This window comes from Pseudomonas sp. TH37 (assembly GCF_016650735.1).
Taxonomy (GTDB): domain Bacteria; phylum Pseudomonadota; class Gammaproteobacteria; order Pseudomonadales; family Pseudomonadaceae; genus Aquipseudomonas; species Aquipseudomonas farris.
Genome location: NZ_JAEKFD010000004.1, coordinates 228,571 through 250,402 on the forward strand (window position 1 = coordinate 228,571; position 21,832 = coordinate 250,402).

Here is a 21,832-nt window from a genome sequence, read left to right on the forward strand (position 1 = left end):
TCAAGGAAGATAAAAAAGAATGAAAATATTGTTCATCGCTTCGCTAGGAATTTTATCGCTAATTCAAACATCACTATCCTTCGCGGATAATGTTAATGGAAAAAATCTCTATTTACAGCGATGCGCCATGTGCCACGGAATAGATCTCAAAGCAACAGGACCATTGGCTAATAAAAGCAATCCTCCTACACCTGATCTAACAACATCCGCTTTCAAAAAACGATTAAATGATTATCCGGGCGTAATTGTATCATCGATAATACTTCGTCCAAATGGAGACTTGATTCCAAAAACTTTGCGAGAGAATGGTGTAAAGCTATCGCCGTACTCATGGAGGATTCAAGATCTGCGCGATTTAAATCAATACATGGGTGGTGTGATTTCAAAAAATCGATGATTTTTGAGATGAGAGGTACCGTGTCCACCGTCCACCTTTTGGCCGTTTTCTACCTGGTGCAAGAGGTTGCTATGGGTCGATTGCTACCCGTGGTGAAAGGTAGTAAATGGCCAGAAGTCGGCTCTAGCATGCCCTTTGAGCAAAACCGCAGACAGCAACAACGTTAGCGGGATTTAGCGCCCCCAATGAACTAGCCGCCCATAGCGATTAGACGATAGCTAAAACTTAGTGCCAGCGCTTGAATGCCCGCTGTCCTCGCAAAACGCCCCATGTCAGGGCTAACCCCGCACCGCTGGATGCGACAAAAACCGCAACGTCCCGCAGTAAATACAACTGAACCGCCACTGCCGAGTCAACATCGCGCACGCGTGTACATCCTCGACCGCGTCGCGCGCCCGGACAGCGTTTATCTGGATGCTCTAGCATTCTGGCCTTCTCGCGCAGGCCCGTCTTGCTAAAGTTTGCGACTCACAAGCCGACAGCCTTCGTTCCCACCTCACGGATGATTTCTATGTTCCGCTCTCTTTTTTCCGGCGTTGCTTTGCTCGCCGTCGGCGCCGCCTGCACTGCCCAGGCCCAGGCCCAGGCCCAGACCCAGACCGTCACCACGCCCGAACAATTGCTGACTGAATTCTCTCGTTGCGATGCGCATTTCTTCGAGAGCCTGCGCGACGCCCCCCTGCCAGCAGGTACCTTGCACCTGAGTGATTATGGCTCGGTCAAGGCACCGACCATCACGAGTCCGCTGCAGGAAGGTGGCACTTACCAACGCTTCGAAACGCCTCTGATCGTCAACGGCGTGCGTATGGTCGGCTATTACAACCAGGCCCAAACCATCAAGAACGTCGGCAATTTTCTGTTCTGGGGTTTCGTAGCCGATGGCTCGCCGCAAGAGGTGGCCGCAAAACTCAAGCCGCTTATCGTTGACAACGCACGCTTTGTCAGTCAGGGCAAAGCCATTACCCGCGCTGAAATTCGCCGCGTCGGTGACCCGATCGGCCAATGGCGCACCGAAGGACTGACCGGTCCCGGCGTCGCCACGCCATTTGGTTTCGTAGACCGCGTGTTGATGGTCGACACGGGCGACACCACACCGCCACTCGCAGGACACACCACTGTGTTCTGCTCGCTACAAGGCACCGTGACCGCGCCGCTCTTGCAAGTCTATCGCCCTGACCTCAATGCTCATCTGCTCGACTAACAAGGATGCTTTTCATGAATGCTCGCTGGCCCGTACTGATCGCCTGCTCCGTCATCCTCACCGGTTGTGCCGGGATGCAGAACCCGCAAAAAGCCAACCTTGTCCACTGCACAAATCAGTTTAAGGCGTCCAAAGCCGAAAATTACCCTCTGGTACTGCAGGAAGGTGATCTATGCCTGCAGAAAAATACGCTGTCGGCCGCGCTGCAAAGTTTGATTTACGCGGTGCAGGCCGACGCCTACAGCAACCTCAAGCACTTTCCAGAAGCCGTGACGGCCAAGGAAAAATCCATGCAAGTGGCGGTCAAGCCTGATCCGCGCGCCAACCTGGACTTAAGCTCCATGTATCGCGACGCTGGCAACCCGAAAAAAGCCCTTGAACTCGTGCAGTACAACCTTGACAACGGGCTGGGAGAAGCCGGAAAGGGTTCCGGCTTCCACATGCCGACCTACTATCATCTGGGCCTCGCGTTGACAGACCTGGGTCAGTACCGAGAGGCCGCTGAAGCATTCAGCACTGGCCTTGAGCGCCAGCCGGACTATGCCTGGGCCTTTTACGCGCGCGGGATCGCGTACGATCATTTGGGGGACAAAGACGACGCCAAGGCCGACTTCATGAAGTTCTCGCAGATCGCCAACAAAAATTACGTGCTGGAGGAGCACAAGGCCAAGCTCGCCGAGTACAGGATTTCCATGCCGTAATGTGAGAGCCGGCTTAGTGGCGAACGCAGTGGGTCAGCGACAGGGGGGGGCGGAGTCCCGCTACTGGCCGATTTATGCCTATCGCGAAGGGCAAAAATCGGCCAATAGCTGCCAGTCACGAAAGGCTGCTTTCGACCCAAAGCGGACAGTGTCAGAAAGCACAATTAGCCAAAGGTGGTTGGGAACATCACTGACAGATTGTGAGGCGCAGGCGTATAAATGTGGATTAACGACAGCTCTGGGTTCGCTTGGGATTTGAATGGACGATCTTTCCGATATTGAATGTGTAAACCTCACGGTGACCAAGCGAGAGCTTAGGTATCTCATTGCATGTGGGCCAGCTCTCGCGCAGCACATTCCGTCCGAATCACTCCCTACATATTGTGGAATGACGAAAGACGAGATCATCGCCGTAACACTGAAGCTGAGGGCGTTAGCGGATAGCCTGGGCGTAGACATGTGATCAGCATCGTTAATGACGTTGGATTGCGATCTCAGAGACATGCTGTCGTGCGCTGTCCAGCGTCCGCTTCTGGCCGTTTGCTGCCCTCTGCGAAGGGCAGCTAAGGGTCGATAGCAGCCCTTTGTGACAGACAGGAATCGGCCAATAACTGCCTGTCGGAATCGGCTGAAATCGACCCGAAGCTGCCTCTCAGAGTGCTAAAACTGAGGTTGTCACTCGTCAAACAGCGTCCAGCCATGGCAAATGCCGTTAAAGTCTTTTGCCGTAAAAAATAATACAAGTTCCTCTGGGTCAAATTTTGTGTACAGCCAGTGCCCAGGAATAGGGCCTCTCGTTATCACGTATTCCAAGCGGTACTTTTGAACAGCTGCAGAACTGAAGGAGGCTGAATTCAACTCAAATCTGTCACCTTGATTGAGCGCCCATAGCTTTCCAACAAGGCTATCATCAAGTACCACCTCGTCAGCTGTCTCCATCAGATGCAGTGTATGAAGTTTTTTTTGAAGCCTAACGCTTCTGGCCATGGATCAAACTACCTATAAACAGTCCGAGTATCGGCATAATAATACTGGAACGCGGAGATGACCGCTTTGGGTCGTTTTCAGCCTCTCGCGACTGGCGGGAATCGTTCACCGCGATCCAGATCGCAAAATAATTAAAAACGGTCGGCCTCAAAAAATCACCTTGGCCAACGGGATAACCAAACCGCTAACGTTAGTCGTCTTCGTATCGTCACATGCACAGACGACGGGTCAGATCATTCAGAAGCCATCGGCCTGCTTTCCCTAAAGAGCAATTTTGCATGTGCGCTGCGTAGATCGTAAGTGTGTCTGGTGTGCGCTGAAGTTCGGCAGTTAACTCAAGTGGTAGGAGGCGTCCTGAAGCCAGATGATCCGCTATCAGATGCTCTGGCATTCGGCACCAACCGAACCCGGCGAGCAAAAAATCCAGCCGCCGTGCCAAATCTACAAACCGCCACTGGTGACTGCCCGTCACCCCATAGCTAGGGCCGTCGGGAGAAACCGGATCGGAAAGAACCAGTTGTACATAAGGCTTGAGGTCTGCACTTGTTGCCCGACGGCCTAACATAGTCAGGGGATGCCCACTGGCTACTACTGGCCTCAAGTCGACGCTGAGCAGCGGCAGTGCGGTGATTTCGTCGGGCACTGTCGGAATCAATGTGCAAAGCGCCAGTGCCGCATCGCCGTTGCGTAATCGACGCTCTGCGCCGCCTAAGCCTTCTGTGGAAAAACTCACTGCCAGATGCGGAAAAGCCTCACGGAGAGCGCGGAGGCTTTCAATGAGCGGTGCGCTAGGGACTAAAGGGTCTATGGCGAGAGCCAACTCCGGTTCAACCCCTGCCACCGTACTTGCGGCCATTGCTTCAAACTGGGCAGCGCTTACCAGCACTGCGCGCGCTTGAACCACTAGCACTCTACCTACCTCAGTGAGAGTTGGACGATGGCCGCTGCGATCAAACAGCCTCACACCTTGAACTGACTCAAGTGTGGCAATCGACTGGCTAATGGCAGATTGAGCACGCCGCAGGTGACGTCCCGTTGCCGAGAAACTGCCTGTATCAGCAATGGTTACAAGGATCCGCAACTGATCCAGGCTGAGATTTCCGATCATGCCCCATCACTTAAACAGATGGACTCAATCATATTTACATCACTCCTGCGTAGAGATCGCATTGGGTAGAGTGTGTCGCACATCGCCTAAAGCGACAACGCAAAACATACCGCCGCGTCACCGCGCAGGAGTTACTTTCATGTCCAGGCTTCTCACCATTGAAACCAGCCCACGTGGGGATACTTCAATCTCCCGGCAGCTCACTCGCCGATTTGTGGCCGCGTGGGAAGCTGCACACCCTAGGGGCGCCATCAAAATACGGGATCTAACGGACACTCCGCTTACGTTCGTGACGGCCCCTTGGTTACAGGCTTACTTCGCCCCACAAACCCAACATTCGCCTGAAATGAAAGCAGTGTTGCAGCTATCCGATGAGCTTGCGGCCGAGTTGCTGGAAACCGATCACGTGGTTATTTCAACGCCGGTCTACAACTATAACGTCCCTGCGGCGCTCAAGGCGTGGGTGGATCACGTGGTACGTAAAGGCCTGACCTTGGGCTTTGATGGTAAAGGGCTGGTGACCGGTAAAAAGGCAACGGTGCTGCTCGCCTCGGGAGGTGTATACACCAACGACTCCCCGATTAAAGACCGTGACATTGCGACCCAATATTTGAAACTGATCCTGAACGTCCTGGGTATCACTGATGTCACCTTTATTGCGGCCGGCGGCGCTAAAGCTGTAGACCTCGGAGAAATCAGCATGCACGACTTTCTAGATACATTTGATCATCAAATTCAAAAGTCGCTGGTTTAGACACGCGCTTAGAAAATAACGGCGAGATGTGAATTTTTTCGTGTTCTCTTGTATCTGATCAGTAAGAAGCCGTGCCATCAAAAAGATGGCATCGGCAAAGGCAAACCCGTCTGGGCAGCGCCACACCGGAGCTCAGCAGTTTGCGTCTGGACAGATCAGTTACAGAGTGACTCGCATGAAATCACGTGAGAAAACCGTCAATCCGATCGGATTGGAAGACATCACCATTGTCGACGACGCGAAAATGCGCAAGGCGATCACGGCCGCTGCACTCGGCAATGCGATGGAGTGGTTCGATTTCGGCGTCTATGGGTTTGTTGCCTATGTTCTCGGCAAGGTATTTTTCCCCGGCGCTGATCCCGGTGTGCAGATGATTGCCGCGTTGGCCACCTTCTCGGTTCCCTTCCTGATCAGACCCCTTGGCGGTTTGTTTTTCGGTACGTTGGGCGATAAGTACGGTCGGCAGAAAGTCCTCGCGGCCACCATCGTGATCATGTCGCTCAGCACCTTCGCCATCGGGCTGATTCCATCGTATGCATCGATTGGCATCTGGGCGCCGATCCTCCTGCTGCTCGCTAAAATGGCCCAAGGTTTTTCAGTGGGCGGTGAATACACCGGCGCCTCGATCTTCGTCGCCGAATATGCCCCGGATCGCAAGCGCGGGTTCCTTGGCAGCTGGCTGGACTTCGGCTCGATTGCCGGCTTCGTCTTCGGCGCAGGCTTGGTCGTGCTGATCTCCACCATTCTGGGCGAAGAGCAGTTTGAGGCATGGGGCTGGCGCCTGCCCTTCTTCCTCGCCCTGCCCCTGGGCATGATCGGGCTCTATCTGCGTCACGCGCTGGAAGAAACACCGGCGTTCCAACAGCATGTCGAGCAACTGGAGCAGGGTGATCGCGAAGGCCTTGCCAGAGGCCCGAAAGTGTCTTTCAAGGAGGTGGCCACCCAGCACTGGCGCAGTCTGATGACCTGCATCGGCGTAGTGGTAGCTACCAACGTCACCTACTACATGCTGCTTACCTACATGCCGAGCTACCTGACACACAACCTACACTACAGCGAAAATCACGGCGTGTTGATCATCATCGCGATCATGGTCGGCATGTTATTCGTCCAGCCGATGATCGGGCTCATCAGCGACAAGATTGGGCGCCGCCCCTTCATTATCTGCGGTAGCGTCGGTCTATTCTTCCTCGCCATCCCGGCTTTCATGCTGATCAACAGCGGCAAGATCGGCCTGATCTTTTCCGGCTTGCTGATGCTGGCGGTGCTGCTCAACTTTTTCATCGGCGTGATGGCTTCCACCCTTCCGGCGATGTTTCCCACTCACATCCGCTACAGCGCCCTGGCCAGCGCCTTCAACGTCTCGGTGTTAATCGCAGGTTTGACCCCTGCCGCTGTGGCCTGGCTGGTGGAAAGCACGCAAAATCTGTACATGCCGGCCTACTACCTGATGGTGATTGCCGTGGTGGGTCTGATTACTGGCGTGACGATGAAAGAAACAGCGAACAAACCGCTGCGTGGTGCAGCTCCGGCGGCTTCCGATATTGAGGAAGCGCAAGAACTGTTGGAGGAACATCACGACAATATCGAGCAGAAGATCGAGGACATCGACGCAGAAATCGCTGAGCTGAAAGCTAAACGTGAGCATCTCGTGCAGCAGCATCCGCGAATCGAATGACGTGAAGAGCGCCAAGTCTGATTGTTAGTTCAGTACCGTCGGCGTTCCTTGCCATCGGTTTGTATTTGGTCTTCTCACGGGCCGGGGCTGTCTCACGCTACTGCTCGCGAAGCGCGCACTTTCTCGTATCGCGCGAATCCGATCTTGATGCCGACCAGAATGGGCGCAGCGATTACAAAAAGCAGGGCCACTGCGATGAACGCTGTGTCGAAGGCAATCACCGTGGACTGACTTGTCACTAACCGCCCCAGAAGGCTCGTCGCTGCCCGGCCAGCGGCCACTGCATCCATTCCTTTCGCGCTCAGCATGGCTGTCGTGGTCGTCATCCGTTCGATGATCGCAGCTCCCCCTGGGGTGACGTTGGCGCCGAGGACCACGGCATTGGTGACGATATTATGGTCGATCAGGGTCTGGAGCCCTGCGACTCCAATAAGGCCGCCTAGCTGGCGACCCGTATTGAAAAGGCCTATTCCGCTAGCGAGGTTTCGGCTGTTGAGGTGGCTGAAAGCGATCAGCGTGATCGATAGAAACAGAAAGCCAAGCCCCAGGCCGCGCAACAGGATGGCCGCCATCATGTCGTCCGCGCCGCTTTCGCTGGTCGAACCGGACAGCATCCACATCGCAACCATGATCATCAGGATTCCAAAGGGCACAGTGGCGAACGGCGCAACGCGGCGGGCCTGCATGAGCCAAGCAGATATGAGAAGCGCGCCGACAAAAAACGCGCCACTGGGCAACAGCAGCTGACCGGCATCGGTGGGCGTGAATCCGAGGACAGACAGGGCGAACGCCGGAATCAGGAACGCGCTGCCGAACAAGGCGGCGCCGGCGACAAAACTGACGATAAAGGCGAAGGAAAAATCGCTCGATTTGAACAGGGTAAAGTCGAACACACCCTGCCCTTTGGCCAACACTTGTTGGCCGAGAAATGCCAGCAAAGCGGCTGCGCCGATCACGGTTAGCCACAGGATGCGAGGCTCCTCGAACCAGTCCCATCGGCTGCCCTGGCTTAGAACGTAGGTGAAACAGAACAGGGTGGCAGAGATCAGCGAGAAGCCGATCCAGTCAAACGGACGGTGTCGGACCTTGGCGGGCACTGGACCGCCTGCGATCAACACAAATCCGCTAGCCGCCAAGGCAATCGGAACAACGCTGAAGAAGATCCATGTCCAGGATTGACTATCGATCAACCACCCTTGAAGCGCCGGGGCAAGCGTCGCGGGCGCGACAACGGAGCCCATGGCAAACAGGGCTTGGAGGATTGGCTGAAGGGACCGCGGAAAAGCGCGAAAGATGATCGCCTGCCCCCCGACCAGCAAGGTGCCGCCAGCGAAGCCCTGAACAACTCGAAGTGCAACCAGCAGATCCAGTCGAGCGGTGATGGCGGCAATGCCGCACGCCAGGCCCATGACCAGGGTTGAGCTGATGATCACATTACGCGGATTAAAACGCTTCAGCAGCCAAGGCGCGATCATGAACCCGATCAGCTTGAGCGCGATGTAGCCGATATCCAACCAGGCAAACTCATCAGGCGTTGCATAGGTGTCGCCGATGATGTCGCTGCGTCCGAGCGACAGAACGGTGCTGGCGATCGCTTCCGTCAGCGTGGCAAGCACGATGCCCGCCATGAGCAGGACACCGGTCGTAGCGCTGGCGTTGCTCCGCGTGGCGCTGGCAACCGTGTTCATGAGCCCTCCCCTTGCGCAACCTCGACACGCGCGGACAGGCCCGGGACGATACGACCCGGCAACGGGTTATGGGCAAGGCGGATCTTTACCGGAACCCGCTGCACGACACGCACAAAGTTTCCTGTCGCGTTGTCTGTGGGCAGCAAGCTGAACGCCGACCCGCTACCCGGCGCAAAGCTGTCGACCACGCCTTCAAGTGCGCCGTCGGGATAGCCGTCGACAGTGATGCGCACGCGCTGACCGGGGCGGATATGTTCGAGCTGGGTTTCCTTGAAGTTCGCCACGACCCACACATCATTGACCGGCACGATATCGAGCAACGAAACACCCGGCGTAAGGAACCGGCCGACGCGGACCTGACGGTTACCGACAACGCCATCAACAGGCGCGTGTACTACGGTGCTGTCGAGATCGATCTGGGCGAGATCGCGCGCGGCCTGTGCCTGCGCCACAGCAGCAACGGCAGCTTCTCGCTGGGCCACAAGGACGGTGATGCGTTGCTGTTGAGCCTCGACCGTTGCCGAAGCTGCCGAGACCGTCGCCTCGGCTCTGGATCGTGCCGTGCCGGTTTCATCGACGAGGGCTTGGCTGACGGCGTTGCTGACGATCAGTTTGCGGCTGCGATCATGGGTTTTGGTCGCCAGATTCATCTCGGCGGAGGCCGAGCGTCGCTGGGCTTCGGCCTCTCGTATCAGTGAACGCTGAAGCCGGGTTTCGGCATCGACATGGGCCAGGCGTGCCTCGGCAGCGCTGACATTGGCCACTGCCTGCGCAAGCCGTGCGCGATAGTCCCGATCGTCAATCCGGAACAGGACATCCCCCGTCCGGACGGTCTGGTTGTCCTCGACTTCTACCGCCGTGACATAGCCGGCAACCTTGGCGGCAAGCGAGGTGAGGTCGCCGCGCACATAAGCGTTATCGGTGGAGATCGAACCGCTCGAAAACGCCATGGCCCATCCGCCCGCCAAGACCGCCACGGCACCGATGCACAGCAGGATGCCGATCATCTTTCTCTTGCTGTGCCGCGCCACCACGACAGGGGTCTCATCGCTTGCGCCGGTGGCAATGGCGGCCTTGTCCTGATGCGAGTTCATGTTCTTGTTTCCTGTTCAATGCCAAGGACCTGCAACAACCGCAGGACGACAGTGACCTGCCGCCCGGCTGTCGAGCGTCGATGAACGCGTTGATCGGTTCACTTTTTGATGGGTGTGACGAGCTCCTTTTCGTTGCTGTCGAGGACGAACACGGCCAGCAGGCGTGCGGGTTTCGTGTCGCTGGCGTTGGCGCTGACTTCGTGCACGGAGCCCGGCTCCTCTACGAAGTTTTCGCCGACGTTGTAGATCTTTTCCGGCTGGCCTTTGACTTTGATGTGAAACGAGCCCTCCAGGACCGTTGCATAAATGAAAGCCGTTTTCGGATGGGTGTGGGACGGCGACGCGGCGCCCGGCCCGTACTCGACCAACACGCCCTTCATGCTCTTGCCAGGGAGGTTGGGAATCGGGCGGTCGAATACGACCGTCACCTTGCCTGCGTGCGGCTCGGCGGCCGACGCTGCGCTGATCGACAGCGCTGCAAAGGCGGCGGCCAAGAGATATCGGGTAAACATGGCAATGCTCCTTGGTGTGTAGATGGTGTGAGCGCGCGGTCCGTTACCGAGCCGTCGACTGACCGAGCCAGTCCTCGAAGCGGATTGCGCCCAGGCGTGGGTTCTTGCCGGGCGTCAGCGATTGATCGTCGAGCATCGAACCGAAGTAGCGCGCGTGCACATCCGGCACGACCTTGCGCGTGTCCTGAGTGGCCCGCAGGAAGCGTCGTACCAGTTCGTCGAGTGGCATGGCCTCGGGACCGGCGACTTCGACCGTGCCATTGACCGGCGCTGCCAGCGTGACCTCGGCGAGCGCCGCCACCACGTCGTCGGACGCCATCGGCTGGATCAGCGCCGGCGACAGGCAAATCTCCTCACCGACGCTGGCCGCCTGCGCAATGCCGCCGACAAACTCGAAGAACTGTGTGGCACGCAGGATGGTGTAAGGAATGCCGGACGCCTTGATAAGGTTTTCCTGCGCGACCTTGGCCCGGAAATAGCCATTCTCGGGAAGCCGTTCACTGCCGACGATCGACAGGGCAACGTGATGGCGAACCCCAGCGGCCGCTTCGGCAGCCAGCAGGTTACGGCCCGACGTTTCGAAGAAATCGAGAACGGCCTGGTCTTCCCACGAAGGCGCGTTCGCCACATCGACGACGATATCAGTGCCATCCATCGCCTGGGCCAGGCCCTCGCGGGTGATGCTGTTCACGGCCGTGCTGGGGGCGGCTGCGAGCACGTCATGGCCGCGCTCGCGGAGGTTATTCACAAGTTTCGATCCGATGAGGCCGGTGCCTCCAATGATGACGATCTTCATGGTTTCTCTCCGCTTCTCGACTGCAACCATTGCCGTCGATGTAGATCGAGAGTGCCTGCGCGCGTCAGGGAAGTCCTTGTACCGGCCTTGGGTTTGCCTTGAGGGAAGCTTGGTTTTTCGTCCAAAGAAACCGTGTGCGACTGGCATCCCTTTTGGACGGTGCAGCGGGTTACACGCTGTCGTATTATTCGATACCACCTATCAATAGCCAGCTCGGACACGGAGTCGAGGGCGCTCGACCAGGGGATTCTCACCTTGCCATTCGTGTTTGAAGACTACGTGCTCGATCAGCAGCGCCGGGAACTGACCTTGCGCGGGCAAGTCGTGACTGTCGGGCCGCAGGTCTTCGATCTATTGCTGCAGCTCGTCAGCAACCGCGATCGCGTCATGAGCAAGGACGACCTGCTCAAGGCCGTGTGGAGCGGTCGGATCGTCTCGGAATCGACCATCACCAGCCACATCAATGCGGTGCGCAAGGCCATCGGCGATACCGGCGAGGAGCAGCGCCTGGTGCGCACGGTCGCCCGTAAGGGCTACCGCTTCGTCGGCGAGATCAAGGTGGATGAGGTCGGGGAAACACGACAGTCTGACATCGAAGAACCGACGACCGTGGACCTGAAACAAACGCCCCCGCCCACGCTCGTCCTGCCGGACAAACCCTCCATTACCGTCTTGCCCTTCCAAAATCTGAGCGGTGATCCGGAGCAGGAATATTTCGCCGACGGCATGGTAGAGGACATCATCGCCGCCCTGTCGCGTATCCGCTGGCTATTCGTCATCGCGCGTAATTCGAGCTTTACCTACAAGGGTCGGGACGTGGACGTCCAAGGCGTCGGCCAGACGCTCGGCGTGCGCTACGTGCTGGAAGGTAGCGTGCGCAAGTCCGGGAACAAGGTACGCATCACCGGGCAGCTGATCGACGCGACGACCGGGACGCATATCTGGGCGGAGCGCTTCGAAGGAACGCTCCACGACATCTTCGAGCTGCAGGATCAAATCGCCGAAAGCGTCGTCGGAGCCATAGCACCGCAGCTGGAACGGGCGGAAATCGAGCGCGCCAAACGCAAACCGACGGAAAGCCTGGACGCATACGACTATTACCTGCGCGGAATGGCCAAACTGCACAACGGCACCCGCGAAGCCATCGAGCAAGCGCTGCCGTTGTTCTACAAGGCCATCGAGCTCGATCCGGAGTTTGCATCGGCCTATGGCATGGCAGCCTGGTGCCACTTCTGGCGCAAGTTGAATGGCTGGATGACCGATCGGACTCAAGAAATCGCCGAGGGCGCACGACTTGCGCGTTTGGCGGTGGAGCTCGGCCGGGATGATGCGGTGGCGCTGACGCGAGGCGGACATGCACTTGCCCATCTCGCCGGCGATGTCGATGGCGGCATTGCCCTGCTCGACCGGGCACGCCTGCTCAACCCCAACCTCGCCCCCGCCTGGTTCCTGGGCGGCATCCTGCGCGCACTGCGCGGTGAAACAGACGCCGCCATCGAGCACTTGACCCATGCCGTTCGCTTGAGTCCGCTGGATCCGGAAGTGTTCAGGATGCAAGTCGGGATGGCGCTCGCGCACTTCGTCGCCGGGCGCTTCGATGCCGCTTCTGACTGGGCGGAAAAGGCGCTGAGGAACCTGCCCTGCCTCCTGGCATCGGTTGCCCTGATCGCGGCCAGTCATGCACTCAGCGGACGCATGGACAAAGCGAAGCAGGCGATGCAGCGTTTGCACGAGCTGGATCCGTCCTTGCGTGTTTCTAACCTGAAAGACTGGCTGCCAATCCAGCGTCCTGAGGATTTTGCGCGGTTCGCTGATGGGTTGCGGCTGGCTGGGTTGCCTGAGTGACTGCGGCCCGGTGAACTGCGAATGGCTTGCTAAAACCAACGCGGGAATTCCCTACCGTAGATACCGTCTTGAACCTCACCGAGCAAGCGCAAGTTTCGGGACAAATGGTCGGCCAGATTTGGACATTCAGAAACCGCGCACCAGGTAGGCTCCTGAGGGAACTCGATATCGCAGCTTCTTGCATTTGCCGGGTGCAGGCTGATGCCCCGGCGGACGATCAGGAAACCAGATTCGGCATTTGCCCGGAGGCGGCATATGGCCGCGGGGAATCTCAACCTCAGCGTATGCCCGCTCTGGCTCGACATTAGCCATTTGCAATTTTCCTTCGGGCCCGGCTCTGCCAGCCGTCGGTGCATCCGAAACCCGATCTGTCTCTGCGCTAGCGAAGTTGCCAGCGTCGCGCCCAGTGTCCGGAGTGGATTGCTCAACAGCCGCCATTTCCACTTCGCGGCGCCTTTGGGTCTCCTCTTCCAGCCCCTTCTGTACCGCGACCAGATCCTCTTTGGCATTGGGTGGGGTCCCCGAAGACTGGGCCTGCTGCGCCGCCTGGATCAATTGGAAGTTGCGGTTGCGTAACTCGACGTTGCGACCAACCCGCATGTTCGAGCGCACCGCCAAGGTTTCAGCCTGCTGGTACTCCCCCTGCTGAAGACGCAACACACCGAGGTAATGCAGAGTCGCGGGATTGTTCGGCTGGATATGCAGGGCGCGCTCCAGCGTGGCGGCGGCCTGGTCCAATTGGCCATTTTCATACTGCCGCGAGGCTGTTTCGATCAGGGCGGTTGATGCGCTGTTGCTTTGCGCGGGCGCTCTTCGCTCGGCAGCGACAGAACAAAACGACGCGACGGTGCAGAACACCAGGATGAGGCCGGGCAGAAAACTCTTGGTTGGCATCAGGGGGCGGACTCGACTGAACTCGCAGGCACTGCCGTAAAACAGACCACAGCGCTGCTCGGCATTCCCGATATAGGGCCGCTATTGACCTGGCCAATACCCTGAAGTTCCTGCTGCAACAGCCGTCGCAACCAGTATCATTTTTTAACCACCCCAACATCTAAGCATGATCTGTTACTGCACTTCACGCAGGGCAAAAAGCGGCCAAAAGTGGACATCGAGATAGCGAATGCCGTTCGCTATTTAAGCAGCGGCCCCCTAGAACTTTTCCTTATTTATCGGTCTATTTGGATAGGCACATCCGCTCGGTAAGCGCGAACCCGCAGGCTTCCGCAGTCAGATGGCCACACGCCCAGTTATCAATCAGAGGTTGCCTTCGCTCATGAAATTCCATGACCCACGGATGGTGCTCTTCGGCCTGTTCGCATTCGCGGCAGTGGGCTCGGCATCAGCAACGCAGATGAAGACCTCAACCCCTATTATCGCAACTGAAGTCGCAGTAGTTCAGGTTCCGGTCCAGTCTGCCGGCAACCCTTGGCCGACCTTGGCCAGTATGGCCGATAAGCAGCCAGGGCCGTTGCTTGCCCATGATGACCGATACTGGCATGAACACCGTCGGCACGATCGTAGAGACCATTGGCGCCGAGACGACTGGCGTAGAGATAACTGGCGTAGAGAGCAAGCCCGCCGAGAAGCAGAACGCCATCGTGATTGGGAACGCCGTCAAGATCGGGCCATGCGGCACCGCTACGAAGACGATCACCGCTACTATCGTCGCTAGTGCGACGCCACGGGATCAAATCCGCCGGCAACACGGGCGATGCTCCGCCAAACTTCGGAAAAGGGGACTGATTTATTTCGAAGGAAATATATCAGTCCCCTTTTTGCACCAAGGATTTTGCGCGGTTTGCTGATGGGTTGCGGCTGGCTGGGTTGCCTGAGTGACTGTGGTTCGGTGAACTGCGAATGGCTGACCGTAGGAGCTGCCGAAGGCTGCGATCTTTTGATCTTCCGATCTGAAAAACAAAAAAGCCCCGCCTCACCTGAATGGGACAGAGCTTCTTACTACACATCAAGCTGAAACAACGCCCTCACCTACTCCTGCGGATCAACCTGATCCAACACCCGATTCACCCGTGTTCCGCTGCCAACATTGACCTGAACTGAGAAATAATCTCTGAAGATAGCCCGGCAGCTTCGAACACTGCGCAGGTGAAGCTTACGGGCGCAGGGCCTGGAGCAGTTATGATGCGGTCTGCAATCACAGCTACTGGACTGTTTCGATAAAGCGTGCGCCCTTCATAATCTACGACATTCTGTTGTAAGAAGTCAGCGCTGTTCGAGGTATGAGGAATCGTGTCGAGAAGCCCGGCCCTCGCAAGCGCCAGCGTTCCCCCACAGATACCGGCAATTGTCGCTCCACTTGTACGACTAGCATGAAGAAAGTCCCGAATATCCGGTGCATCTGCATGCTCCCAGATCATTCCACCGATGACGACAACAACGTCCGGCTTCCAGTCCAGGCATTGTTGCAAGTTGCTATCCACAGTTACAGCCAGTCCCCCCTGCGAGCGGAACTGCCCCGTAGCAGAGGCGAAAAACCTAACATCGATCCCGTAAAACGGGGACGCGGTCCCTGCAATGAAAGCGTATTCCCAGTCCGCAAAACCGGGTGTCAGTATCAAGCCCACGCGTGCCATCAGTCAGAATCCTCCATGGAAACGACCAACATAAAGCGATAACAAATAGATCTCAATGGCTGCTTCGGGTCGTTTTCTGCCTGTCGCGACGCCCGCAAATTTTGAGAAAGGACAGCTAACCCCTGGTCGATGAGAATAACGAGACATTCGTTATTAGTTTGTTGCGCTCGCGTGAACATTTTTACCTGCTTCTGCAGCAGAAATTGGTAGGGAGTCTAAAATTGAAATGCCATAGATCGGTTCCATCTCATATCTGCGCAATGATGCGAGGGACCGTTGGCATGTAGGTGGCTTTGGAGCCAACACCGGACCGGTGTTGGCTAAATGGATTTGAACTTGGAGGGAACCATGAGCAATCTCATCGCCAGCGGCGAGCCACCTGAAGCCGTTCGCGTCATGGTCAAGGTTTACGCCTACTTGCTGCTCGTCGGATTTGCGTTTGTTCCGGCCTTTTTGATTGGCTACTTATACATCTTTCAAGACCCCTCCCTTATATTCGAGAACCACCTGTTCCATATCATTGCGATCACGGCAGCCACCTTGGAAGGATTGTTTGTGACGTACGTAACGTGGCGCTGCTATCAGTCATCGGGAGACCCGCTGCTGCGCTGGATGACGCTTGGCTTTCTCGGTTTTGTGCTGATTTACGCGTTGCATGGTGCGTTCACCGGGCTCGCACACCACAATATCTGGCTCTTCCTGCTTTATGGTCCGGCCTCTCGACTGGTCATGGCGACTTTGCTGTTAGTCGGAATGCTGTCGTACCACCGCCCACCTGATGCTGCGGACCAACGAATGAAGTCCCGCCCGTGGCTGACCTGGATAGGACTGTTCCTGCTGGTTGACGTGGCAGTGGCGTACGTCGCAAATTCGCCGATCGCCGGCAACCTCGCGGTGCGCCTCTCGATGGAAGGTGGTGCCCTCGTTCTTTCCACATTGACCGTGGCAATGCTCCTGCTGCGCCGTATCCGTTCGCCGCTGATGATGATTTTTGTCATCTCCGTCACCGCGTTCGCGCTGTCATCTCTTGCCTTCATCCTTGCACGTCCGTGGAACCACATGTGGTGGCTCGCTCATGCGATCTTCGCCGGTGGATTCTTCATGTTGAGCTATGGGGTAGTGCAAGCGTTCCTCACCACGCGGTCGTTCTCGAAGATTTACAGCCAAGAGGAGTTGATGGTGCGTCTTGCCGAAGCGATGGCGTATACCGAGAGCGCCCTCCAGGAGCTCCAGCGCACCAATCAAGAACTCGGGCACCTTGCGGCGACCGATCCACTGACTGGCGCTGATAATCGGCGTCGGTTCATGGAGCGGGTCGAAGCCGAAATTGGCCGAACCAAGCGCGGCGGTGAGCCGTTCTCCGTGTTGGCACTCGATTTGGATAATTTCAAGTCCATCAACGATCGCTTCGGGCATCAGGTTGGCGATGACATCCTGAAGAGTTTCGTGGAGAAATGCCTCGATTCCATCCGGCCGTATGACGGCGTAGCCCGAGTGGGCGGAGAAGAATTCATGATACTGCTACCTCAGACTTCACTTGAAGGCGCGCACGTAATCGCTGAGCGTCTGCGAAGCACCGTTGCAAATAATTCTTTTCATGGTCTGCAGCGGTTAACCGTGGTCACAGTGAGCATCGGCGTATCGCAATTTGGCCGCGACGGCGACACCATCGAGGCAATTCTACGTGCAGCCGATCAACGCCTATATCACGCTAAACACGAAGGCCGTAACCGTGTGGTTACAACCATCAAAACCAGCCTCCAACCTCTGCCCTGACTATCATCTCGAAGTCTTTGAAAGCGTCGGCATTGCGTCATTGCATTGGGCGTTATGGTTTTCTGGTTCGTGGGCATAGGCAAGCGCCGCCGCTCAGTCTCAATGTCCCCATAGGGTTGTGGATTCAACCGGTCGATGCAACACAACCCTAAAAATGTCAGGTGCTTCCTCGTTTTTTTGAAAGCGCTCACACGTTTAACGAGGCGTGTTTAAAGACACTCGGTGTTACGTCCCGAAGGCTACAAGACCTTGCGCCGTTACCTACGGTTAAGACAGAATCCGCCGGCTTGTGCGCCTTGCCCCAGGTCTCTATCGTTTCCCTGCCACTGCTCATCAGTGGTCGGGTTTAGTAGCCCGTGGTATTTGAAGATTGTACGAGCGTCTGTCAGACAGGTATTTGCGTGCCTGCATTTGATGGTGGCTGTGCGTAGGGCGTCCCTGGGCGCGCCGGCTTTCTTCTTTTCCCCGGTCTACTAACCTGCGTACAGCCGCCACCCCTCGTATTAGTAGCGAGGAAGTGGCTGCATCACTCAGGAAATGAAGATTATGTTCAAGGTTACACCCAACCCTCCGGGCGCTGATCCGGCATCCCCGTACGAATCCGACGATTCAAAAAAATTTCACGAAGCCGCCGAACGCGCCCTCAATTTCTACCTCAACCCGGCAGCGGTCATGAACAACACCCCACGCAAACCCAGCACCATGTACATGGTTGCGCCGGATGTCGGCCATGAAGCCTTGCTGGTTCAAACGTGTGAGAACCTGGCCTCGGCCAGTGTCATGGCCAGCGACATTGCTGCATTGGTAGAGGGCACCCACCGCAATACCCTGCTGGCGCTTCAGCAAGTCGTCATGCTGGCTGAACTGGCGGTGAATCGAATGCTGGATAACTTCGTTCCACCTAAGTAATCACTCAGCCCTTTACCGAGAGGCTTGCCCCTCGGTAAAGGGCTTTGATAGTTGCAATGCGAAGGGCGCGCATCCAGCTTCACCCTCAAATCCCCCTTCAAAAACGCCCCAAACTGCCGCGCTGGGGCTGCTCCGCAGCCCAACGGGAGCAAGCTCCCTCGCCACAAAAGCATCTCCTTTTGGCGACTCTCGCGAATCATCTGCACTGAATCCCGCCCACAAAAAAGCCCACTGACCGTCACCGATCCAGTGGGCTTTCTGATTACGCTTCTACTTACAAAGCCATATCCGTCGCAGCATTAGCCTTCGGCGCCTTGGCCGGAGCAGCCGGAGCAGTAGCCGGAGCCGCCACCTGACCAATCGCCGGCGGCGGAGTCAGCTCCAGCACCTTGGCGGTGTAAGCCCACTCTTGAGCCACTTTCTCAGGGCTGCTGTTCAGCTGAGTGCCATAGCTAGGCACGATCTGATGCAGCTTTTCCTGCCAGGCTGGCGAGGCAACCTTGTCCTTGAACACTTTCTGCAGCACGGTCAGCATGATCGGTGCGGCAGTCGAAGCACCCGGCGATGCGCCCAGCAGGCCAGCGATGGTGCCGTCTGCGGAAGCAACGATTTCGGTACCCAACTTCAGCACGCCACCGGCAGCTTCATCACGCTTGATGATTTGCACGCGTTGGCCGGCTTGCCACAGGCGCCAGTCTTCGGCTTTGGCGTTCGGGAAGTATTCTTTCAAGGCGTTGAGGCGGTCTTCGTCAGACAGCATCAGTTGGCCTGCAAGGTACTCGACCAGCGGGTATTCCTTGATGCCGACCTTGGTCATTGGCCACACGTTGTGCGTGGTCGTGGTGGTCAGCAGGTCCAGGTACGAGCCTTCTTTCAGGAACTTGGTGCTGAAGGTCGCGAATGGGCCAAACAGGATGACGCGCTTGCCGTCCAGAACACGGGTGTCCAGGTGCGGAACCGACATTGGCGGTGCGCCAACGGAGGCTTTGCCGTAGGCCTTGGCCAGGTGTTGCTCGGCGATGGTCGGGTTTTCGGTCACGAGGAACGAGCCGCCAACCGGGAAGCCTGCGTATTCCTGGGCTTCAGGAATGCCGGACTTCTGCAGCAGGTGCAGTGCACCGCCGCCCGCGCCGATGAAGACGAACTTGGCGTCGGTTTCGGTTTTGGTGCCGTCTTTCAGGTTTTTGTAGCTGACGCGCCAGCTGCCGTCTGCGTTCTTGGTGATGTCTTGCACTTCGCTAGACAGTTTCAAGTCGAACTTCGGCGTGGTTTGCAGGTGCGCGACGAACTGGCGGGTGATCTCGCCGAAGTTCATGTCGGTGCCGAGCGGGCTCCAGGTGGCCGCAACTTTCTGGTTCGGGTCACGCCCTTCCATCATCAGCGGAACCCACTTCTTGATGACAGCCGGGTCTTCGGAGTACTGCATGCCGGCGAACAGCGGGCTCGCTTGCAGGGCTTCGTAGCGCTTCTTCAGGAACTTGATGTTGTCATCGCCCCACACAAAGCTCATATGCGGAGTGGAGTTGATGAACGAACGCGGGTTCTTCAGCACGCCTTGCTGAACTTGCCAAGCCCAGAACTGACGGGAGATCTGGAAGGCTTCGTTGATTTCAACGGCTTTCGCGATCTGGACGTTGCCCTTGTCGTCTTCCGGGGTGTAGTTCAACTCGGCCAGGGCGGAGTGACCGGTACCGGCGTTGTTCCAGCCGTTGGAGCTTTCCTGGGCGACGCCGTCGAGGCGCTCGACCATTTCCATCGACAGACCAGGTTCCAGCTCATTAAGCCAGACACCCAGCGTTGCACTCATGATGCCGCCGCCAATGAGCAGCACATCGACTTTCTTTGCCTCTTCCGCGTAGGCGGACGTGATCCCCATCGACAAAGCCAGCCCCAGCAGGGCCGTGTTCAGTTTCTTAAACATTTGTAGCACCTATGATAAACGCCATCCGCCCCCAATCCTCAACATGAGCAACCCAAGAGTACGGGTACGCAGGCAGCGTGCCGTGGGTTCCTGCACTTACAAGGATTTGAAGGTGGGCACACAAGGCCGACGTGTCTCCATCGACCTCAGTTATATGTCCCTCGTGCACTGACTTTTTATCATTATTGGCTCAGTTACTTGAGCGACATTGATTCTGTCGGACGTCTGTGGACGTACGAACCGAATAAGTCAAACCAAGTTAATGCGACAGAATATCACGCCTCGGCCAGCCTGCGAGCCCGAAAGGACTCATCAGTCTAGTCGGGACGGGGTCCGTGATCGGCGTCTTTGCTCAAACGATCCAGCACAAATGTCTTGGCGTTGCGCGTCATCTGGTCGAGATGCCGGTCGCGCTGCTTCTCTGCATCGATCATCGCCCGCTTGCCGTGTTTCTGCAGCAGATACGTATGTATCTGCCGCACCTCCAAAGAACTGTAGATAAATGTGACATCCAGTAAGCCCATCAAGCCTTCGGTGCCGTGATCACGGGTGTTCATCAGCACCTGAGTGCCGCGCACGCCCAGCACCTGGAAGCCCATTGACTCGAACCAGGGCACCTTGGCAACGGTGCAGGTCAGTTCGGCATGCGGGTAGCGGCCGAGCATGTCTTGCAGCATCGCCCGCGCGACGCCCCGCCGCCGATGGCTGGCCTGCACCGCCATATACGCCACGCCGCACGCCTCGGGATCGTCCTTGACCGGCAGGTACAGCAGAAAGCCGACGACTGTCTCGGGGTCTTCGTCATCCGTTGCGACGATCAGTTCGACAGCAATGCCTTTGGTGCCGCTGAGCGCTTCGAGGTAGAGATGAACCTCGTAGCCCACCGTGTATTGATAGACGTTGTACAACGGGTTGCTCGGCGCGATGCCCACCATGCTGATGTCGGTTAAATTGTCGACGACCATCTGCAGGATCTGGCTGTTGATGGGCTCTGGGCATGGCGTGGCAAAGTGGGTGAGCTGGGGCATTGCGTTGTTGACTCCGGGTTAAGGCTTACTGAGCATCAGCCCCGCTATTGTCACAGATCGAGCCCCCTACAGGAAAATCAACGCTCGGGCGCGACGATGCGAAAGCGGATGCTGATGTCGTTGGACACAACCTTGTCGGCCCACTCCCCTTCCCCGATGTTGAAGTCCCTGCGTTTCACAATGATGTCGCCATCGAAGATCCCGATGGCCTTCTCCGGTTTCAACAACACCTTCACCTGTAACTCGCGCGTCATACCCCTGAGCGTGAGATTGCCGGTGATCAAGTAGCGGTGGTCGCCCAGCGCTTTCACCCCGGTCGATTCAAAGGTCGCCACCGGATAGTCCGCCGTGTTGAACCAGGCAGGCTTTTGCAGCTCGCTGTTGGCATCGCTGCCCCCGGCGTCGATGCTGGCAAGGTCGATGGTCAGTTTGGCGTGGGCCGCAGTGGGGTTCGCCGTGTCGAAATCGAGCGTGGCGTCGAACTTGCCGAAGGTGCCGTATGCCCTGGAGCCAAACTGGTTATAGGTGAACGAGATTTTGCTGGCGGTGGTGTTGACCTGGGTGTATTCGACGGCGTGGGCGCAGGGCAAGGTGCCGACCAGGAGGATGGCGAGCAATGCGGCGAAACGCGGGAATCGAGGGGGCATGGGATTCTCCGGTTGAAGCGCCCGTCAGGGATTGAAGTACCGCACCGACGTGGCTGCGATAGCTGGACTTAAGCAAATATTCGCTGTTTATTCCAGCGAAGCCATACCGCGCGTCTTTACCCGCACCACCATTACTGGATAATGGCACCCCGCCACAATCAGGCCCGGACCTTGATTCCCCAAGGTTTTCTATAGC

20 protein-coding genes are annotated in these 21,832 nt (G+C 57.2%); 9 read left to right on the forward strand and 11 right to left on the reverse strand.

Translation table 11 applies throughout. The features are described 5' to 3' along the window. Nucleotides 1-19: 19 nt before the first annotated feature. The 3 genes from JFU11_RS13045 to JFU11_RS13055 all read left to right on the forward strand — a co-directional run bounded on the left by JFU11_RS13045 (nt 20) and on the right by JFU11_RS13055 (nt 2,299). Nucleotides 20-397 carry a c-type cytochrome gene (locus tag JFU11_RS13045; protein WP_123722187.1) on the forward strand — a complete coding sequence of 126 codons (378 nt, stop codon included), beginning with the start codon at nt 20-22 and terminating at the stop codon, nt 395-397. Between the two features lie 511 nt (nt 398-908). After that, nucleotides 909-1,598, forward strand: a complete 690-nt coding sequence (locus JFU11_RS13050; RefSeq protein WP_201060818.1) for a hypothetical protein — start codon at nt 909-911, stop codon at nt 1,596-1,598. Between the two features lie 14 nt (nt 1,599-1,612). After that, complete coding sequence (locus JFU11_RS13055; RefSeq protein ID WP_201060819.1) at nt 1,613-2,299, forward strand: tetratricopeptide repeat protein; 687 nt, start codon at nt 1,613-1,615, stop codon at nt 2,297-2,299. A 675-nt stretch (nt 2,300-2,974) separates the two neighbouring features. On the opposite strand, the gene JFU11_RS13060 is transcribed toward JFU11_RS13055, so the two are convergent. After that, nucleotides 2,975-3,286 carry a hypothetical protein gene (locus JFU11_RS13060; RefSeq protein ID WP_201060820.1) on the reverse strand — a complete coding sequence of 104 codons (312 nt, stop codon included), beginning with the start codon at nt 3,284-3,286 and terminating at the stop codon, nt 2,975-2,977. A 208-nt stretch (nt 3,287-3,494) separates the two neighbouring features. Next, complete coding sequence (locus JFU11_RS13065) at nt 3,495-4,394, reverse strand: LysR family transcriptional regulator (RefSeq protein WP_201060821.1); 900 nt, start codon at nt 4,392-4,394, stop codon at nt 3,495-3,497. A 139-nt stretch (nt 4,395-4,533) separates the two neighbouring features. On the opposite strand from JFU11_RS13065, the gene JFU11_RS13070 reads away from it, so the two are divergent. Then, nucleotides 4,534-5,148, forward strand: coding sequence for an NAD(P)H-dependent oxidoreductase (locus JFU11_RS13070; RefSeq protein ID WP_123722170.1), 615 nt, complete (start codon nt 4,534-4,536; stop codon nt 5,146-5,148). Between the two features lie 175 nt (nt 5,149-5,323). After that, a complete protein-coding gene (gene proP / locus JFU11_RS13075; protein ID WP_201087410.1) occupies nt 5,324-6,826 on the forward strand; it encodes a glycine betaine/L-proline transporter ProP in 1,503 nt (500 codons plus the stop codon). 92 nt (nt 6,827-6,918) lie between these two features. Here the strand turns inward: proP and JFU11_RS13080 are convergent, their stop codons facing one another. The 4 genes from JFU11_RS13080 to JFU11_RS13095 all read right to left on the reverse strand — a co-directional run bounded on the left by JFU11_RS13080 (nt 6,919) and on the right by JFU11_RS13095 (nt 10,916). Then, complete coding sequence (locus JFU11_RS13080; RefSeq protein ID WP_123722168.1) at nt 6,919-8,514, reverse strand: DHA2 family efflux MFS transporter permease subunit; 1,596 nt, start codon at nt 8,512-8,514, stop codon at nt 6,919-6,921. Continuing rightward, nucleotides 8,511-9,608, reverse strand: coding sequence for an HlyD family secretion protein (locus tag JFU11_RS13085; RefSeq protein ID WP_201060823.1), 1,098 nt, complete (start codon nt 9,606-9,608; stop codon nt 8,511-8,513). The genes JFU11_RS13080 and JFU11_RS13085 overlap by 4 nt, the downstream gene beginning before the upstream one ends. Nucleotides 9,609-9,706: 98 nt before the next feature. Beyond that, nucleotides 9,707-10,120, reverse strand: coding sequence for a cupin domain-containing protein (locus JFU11_RS13090; RefSeq protein WP_201060824.1), 414 nt, complete (start codon nt 10,118-10,120; stop codon nt 9,707-9,709). Between the two features lie 43 nt (nt 10,121-10,163). Next, nucleotides 10,164-10,916: an SDR family oxidoreductase gene (locus JFU11_RS13095; protein ID WP_201060825.1), complete on the reverse strand. Its 753-nt coding sequence runs from the start codon at nt 10,914-10,916 to the stop codon at nt 10,164-10,166. 255 nt (nt 10,917-11,171) lie between these two features. On the opposite strand from JFU11_RS13095, the gene JFU11_RS13100 reads away from it, so the two are divergent. Beyond that, nucleotides 11,172-12,761, forward strand: a complete 1,590-nt coding sequence (locus JFU11_RS13100) for a winged helix-turn-helix domain-containing protein (RefSeq protein WP_201060826.1) — start codon at nt 11,172-11,174, stop codon at nt 12,759-12,761. Between the two features lie 126 nt (nt 12,762-12,887). On the opposite strand, the gene JFU11_RS13105 is transcribed toward JFU11_RS13100, so the two are convergent. Further along, nucleotides 12,888-13,655, reverse strand: a complete 768-nt coding sequence (locus JFU11_RS13105) for a tetratricopeptide repeat protein (RefSeq protein ID WP_123722163.1) — start codon at nt 13,653-13,655, stop codon at nt 12,888-12,890. Nucleotides 13,656-14,037: 382 nt separating this feature from the next. Here JFU11_RS13105 and JFU11_RS28095 point away from each other — a divergent pair, with 382 nt between their 5' ends. Continuing rightward, nucleotides 14,038-14,436, forward strand: a complete 399-nt coding sequence (locus JFU11_RS28095; RefSeq protein ID WP_242483604.1) for a hypothetical protein — start codon at nt 14,038-14,040, stop codon at nt 14,434-14,436. A gap of 349 nt (nt 14,437-14,785) precedes the next feature. On the opposite strand, the gene JFU11_RS13110 is transcribed toward JFU11_RS28095, so the two are convergent. Next, the gene (locus JFU11_RS13110; protein WP_201060827.1) at nt 14,786-15,355 is read right to left on the reverse strand and encodes a DJ-1/PfpI family protein; all 570 of its coding nucleotides are present in this window, start codon (nt 15,353-15,355) and stop codon (nt 14,786-14,788) included. Between the two features lie 348 nt (nt 15,356-15,703). Between JFU11_RS13110 and JFU11_RS13115 the strand changes: the two genes are divergently transcribed. Both JFU11_RS13115 and JFU11_RS13120 read left to right on the forward strand, forming a co-directional pair. Beyond that, nucleotides 15,704-17,131, forward strand: a complete 1,428-nt coding sequence (locus JFU11_RS13115; protein WP_123722160.1) for a GGDEF domain-containing protein — start codon at nt 15,704-15,706, stop codon at nt 17,129-17,131. A 546-nt stretch (nt 17,132-17,677) separates the two neighbouring features. Beyond that, nucleotides 17,678-18,040, forward strand: coding sequence for a DUF6124 family protein (locus JFU11_RS13120; protein ID WP_123722159.1), 363 nt, complete (start codon nt 17,678-17,680; stop codon nt 18,038-18,040). Between the two features lie 274 nt (nt 18,041-18,314). Here JFU11_RS13120 and mqo read toward each other — a convergent pair whose 3' ends face one another. From mqo to JFU11_RS13135, 3 genes are all read right to left on the reverse strand, one after another. Next, nucleotides 18,315-19,961, reverse strand: coding sequence for a malate dehydrogenase (quinone) (gene mqo, locus JFU11_RS13125; RefSeq protein WP_201060828.1), 1,647 nt, complete (start codon nt 19,959-19,961; stop codon nt 18,315-18,317). A gap of 317 nt (nt 19,962-20,278) precedes the next feature. After that, nucleotides 20,279-20,989, reverse strand: coding sequence for a GNAT family N-acetyltransferase (locus JFU11_RS13130; RefSeq protein WP_201060829.1), 711 nt, complete (start codon nt 20,987-20,989; stop codon nt 20,279-20,281). Nucleotides 20,990-21,066: 77 nt separating this feature from the next. Next, the gene (locus tag JFU11_RS13135) at nt 21,067-21,636 is read right to left on the reverse strand and encodes a YceI family protein (RefSeq protein ID WP_201060830.1); all 570 of its coding nucleotides are present in this window, start codon (nt 21,634-21,636) and stop codon (nt 21,067-21,069) included. Between the last annotated feature and the right edge of the window lie 196 nt (nt 21,637-21,832).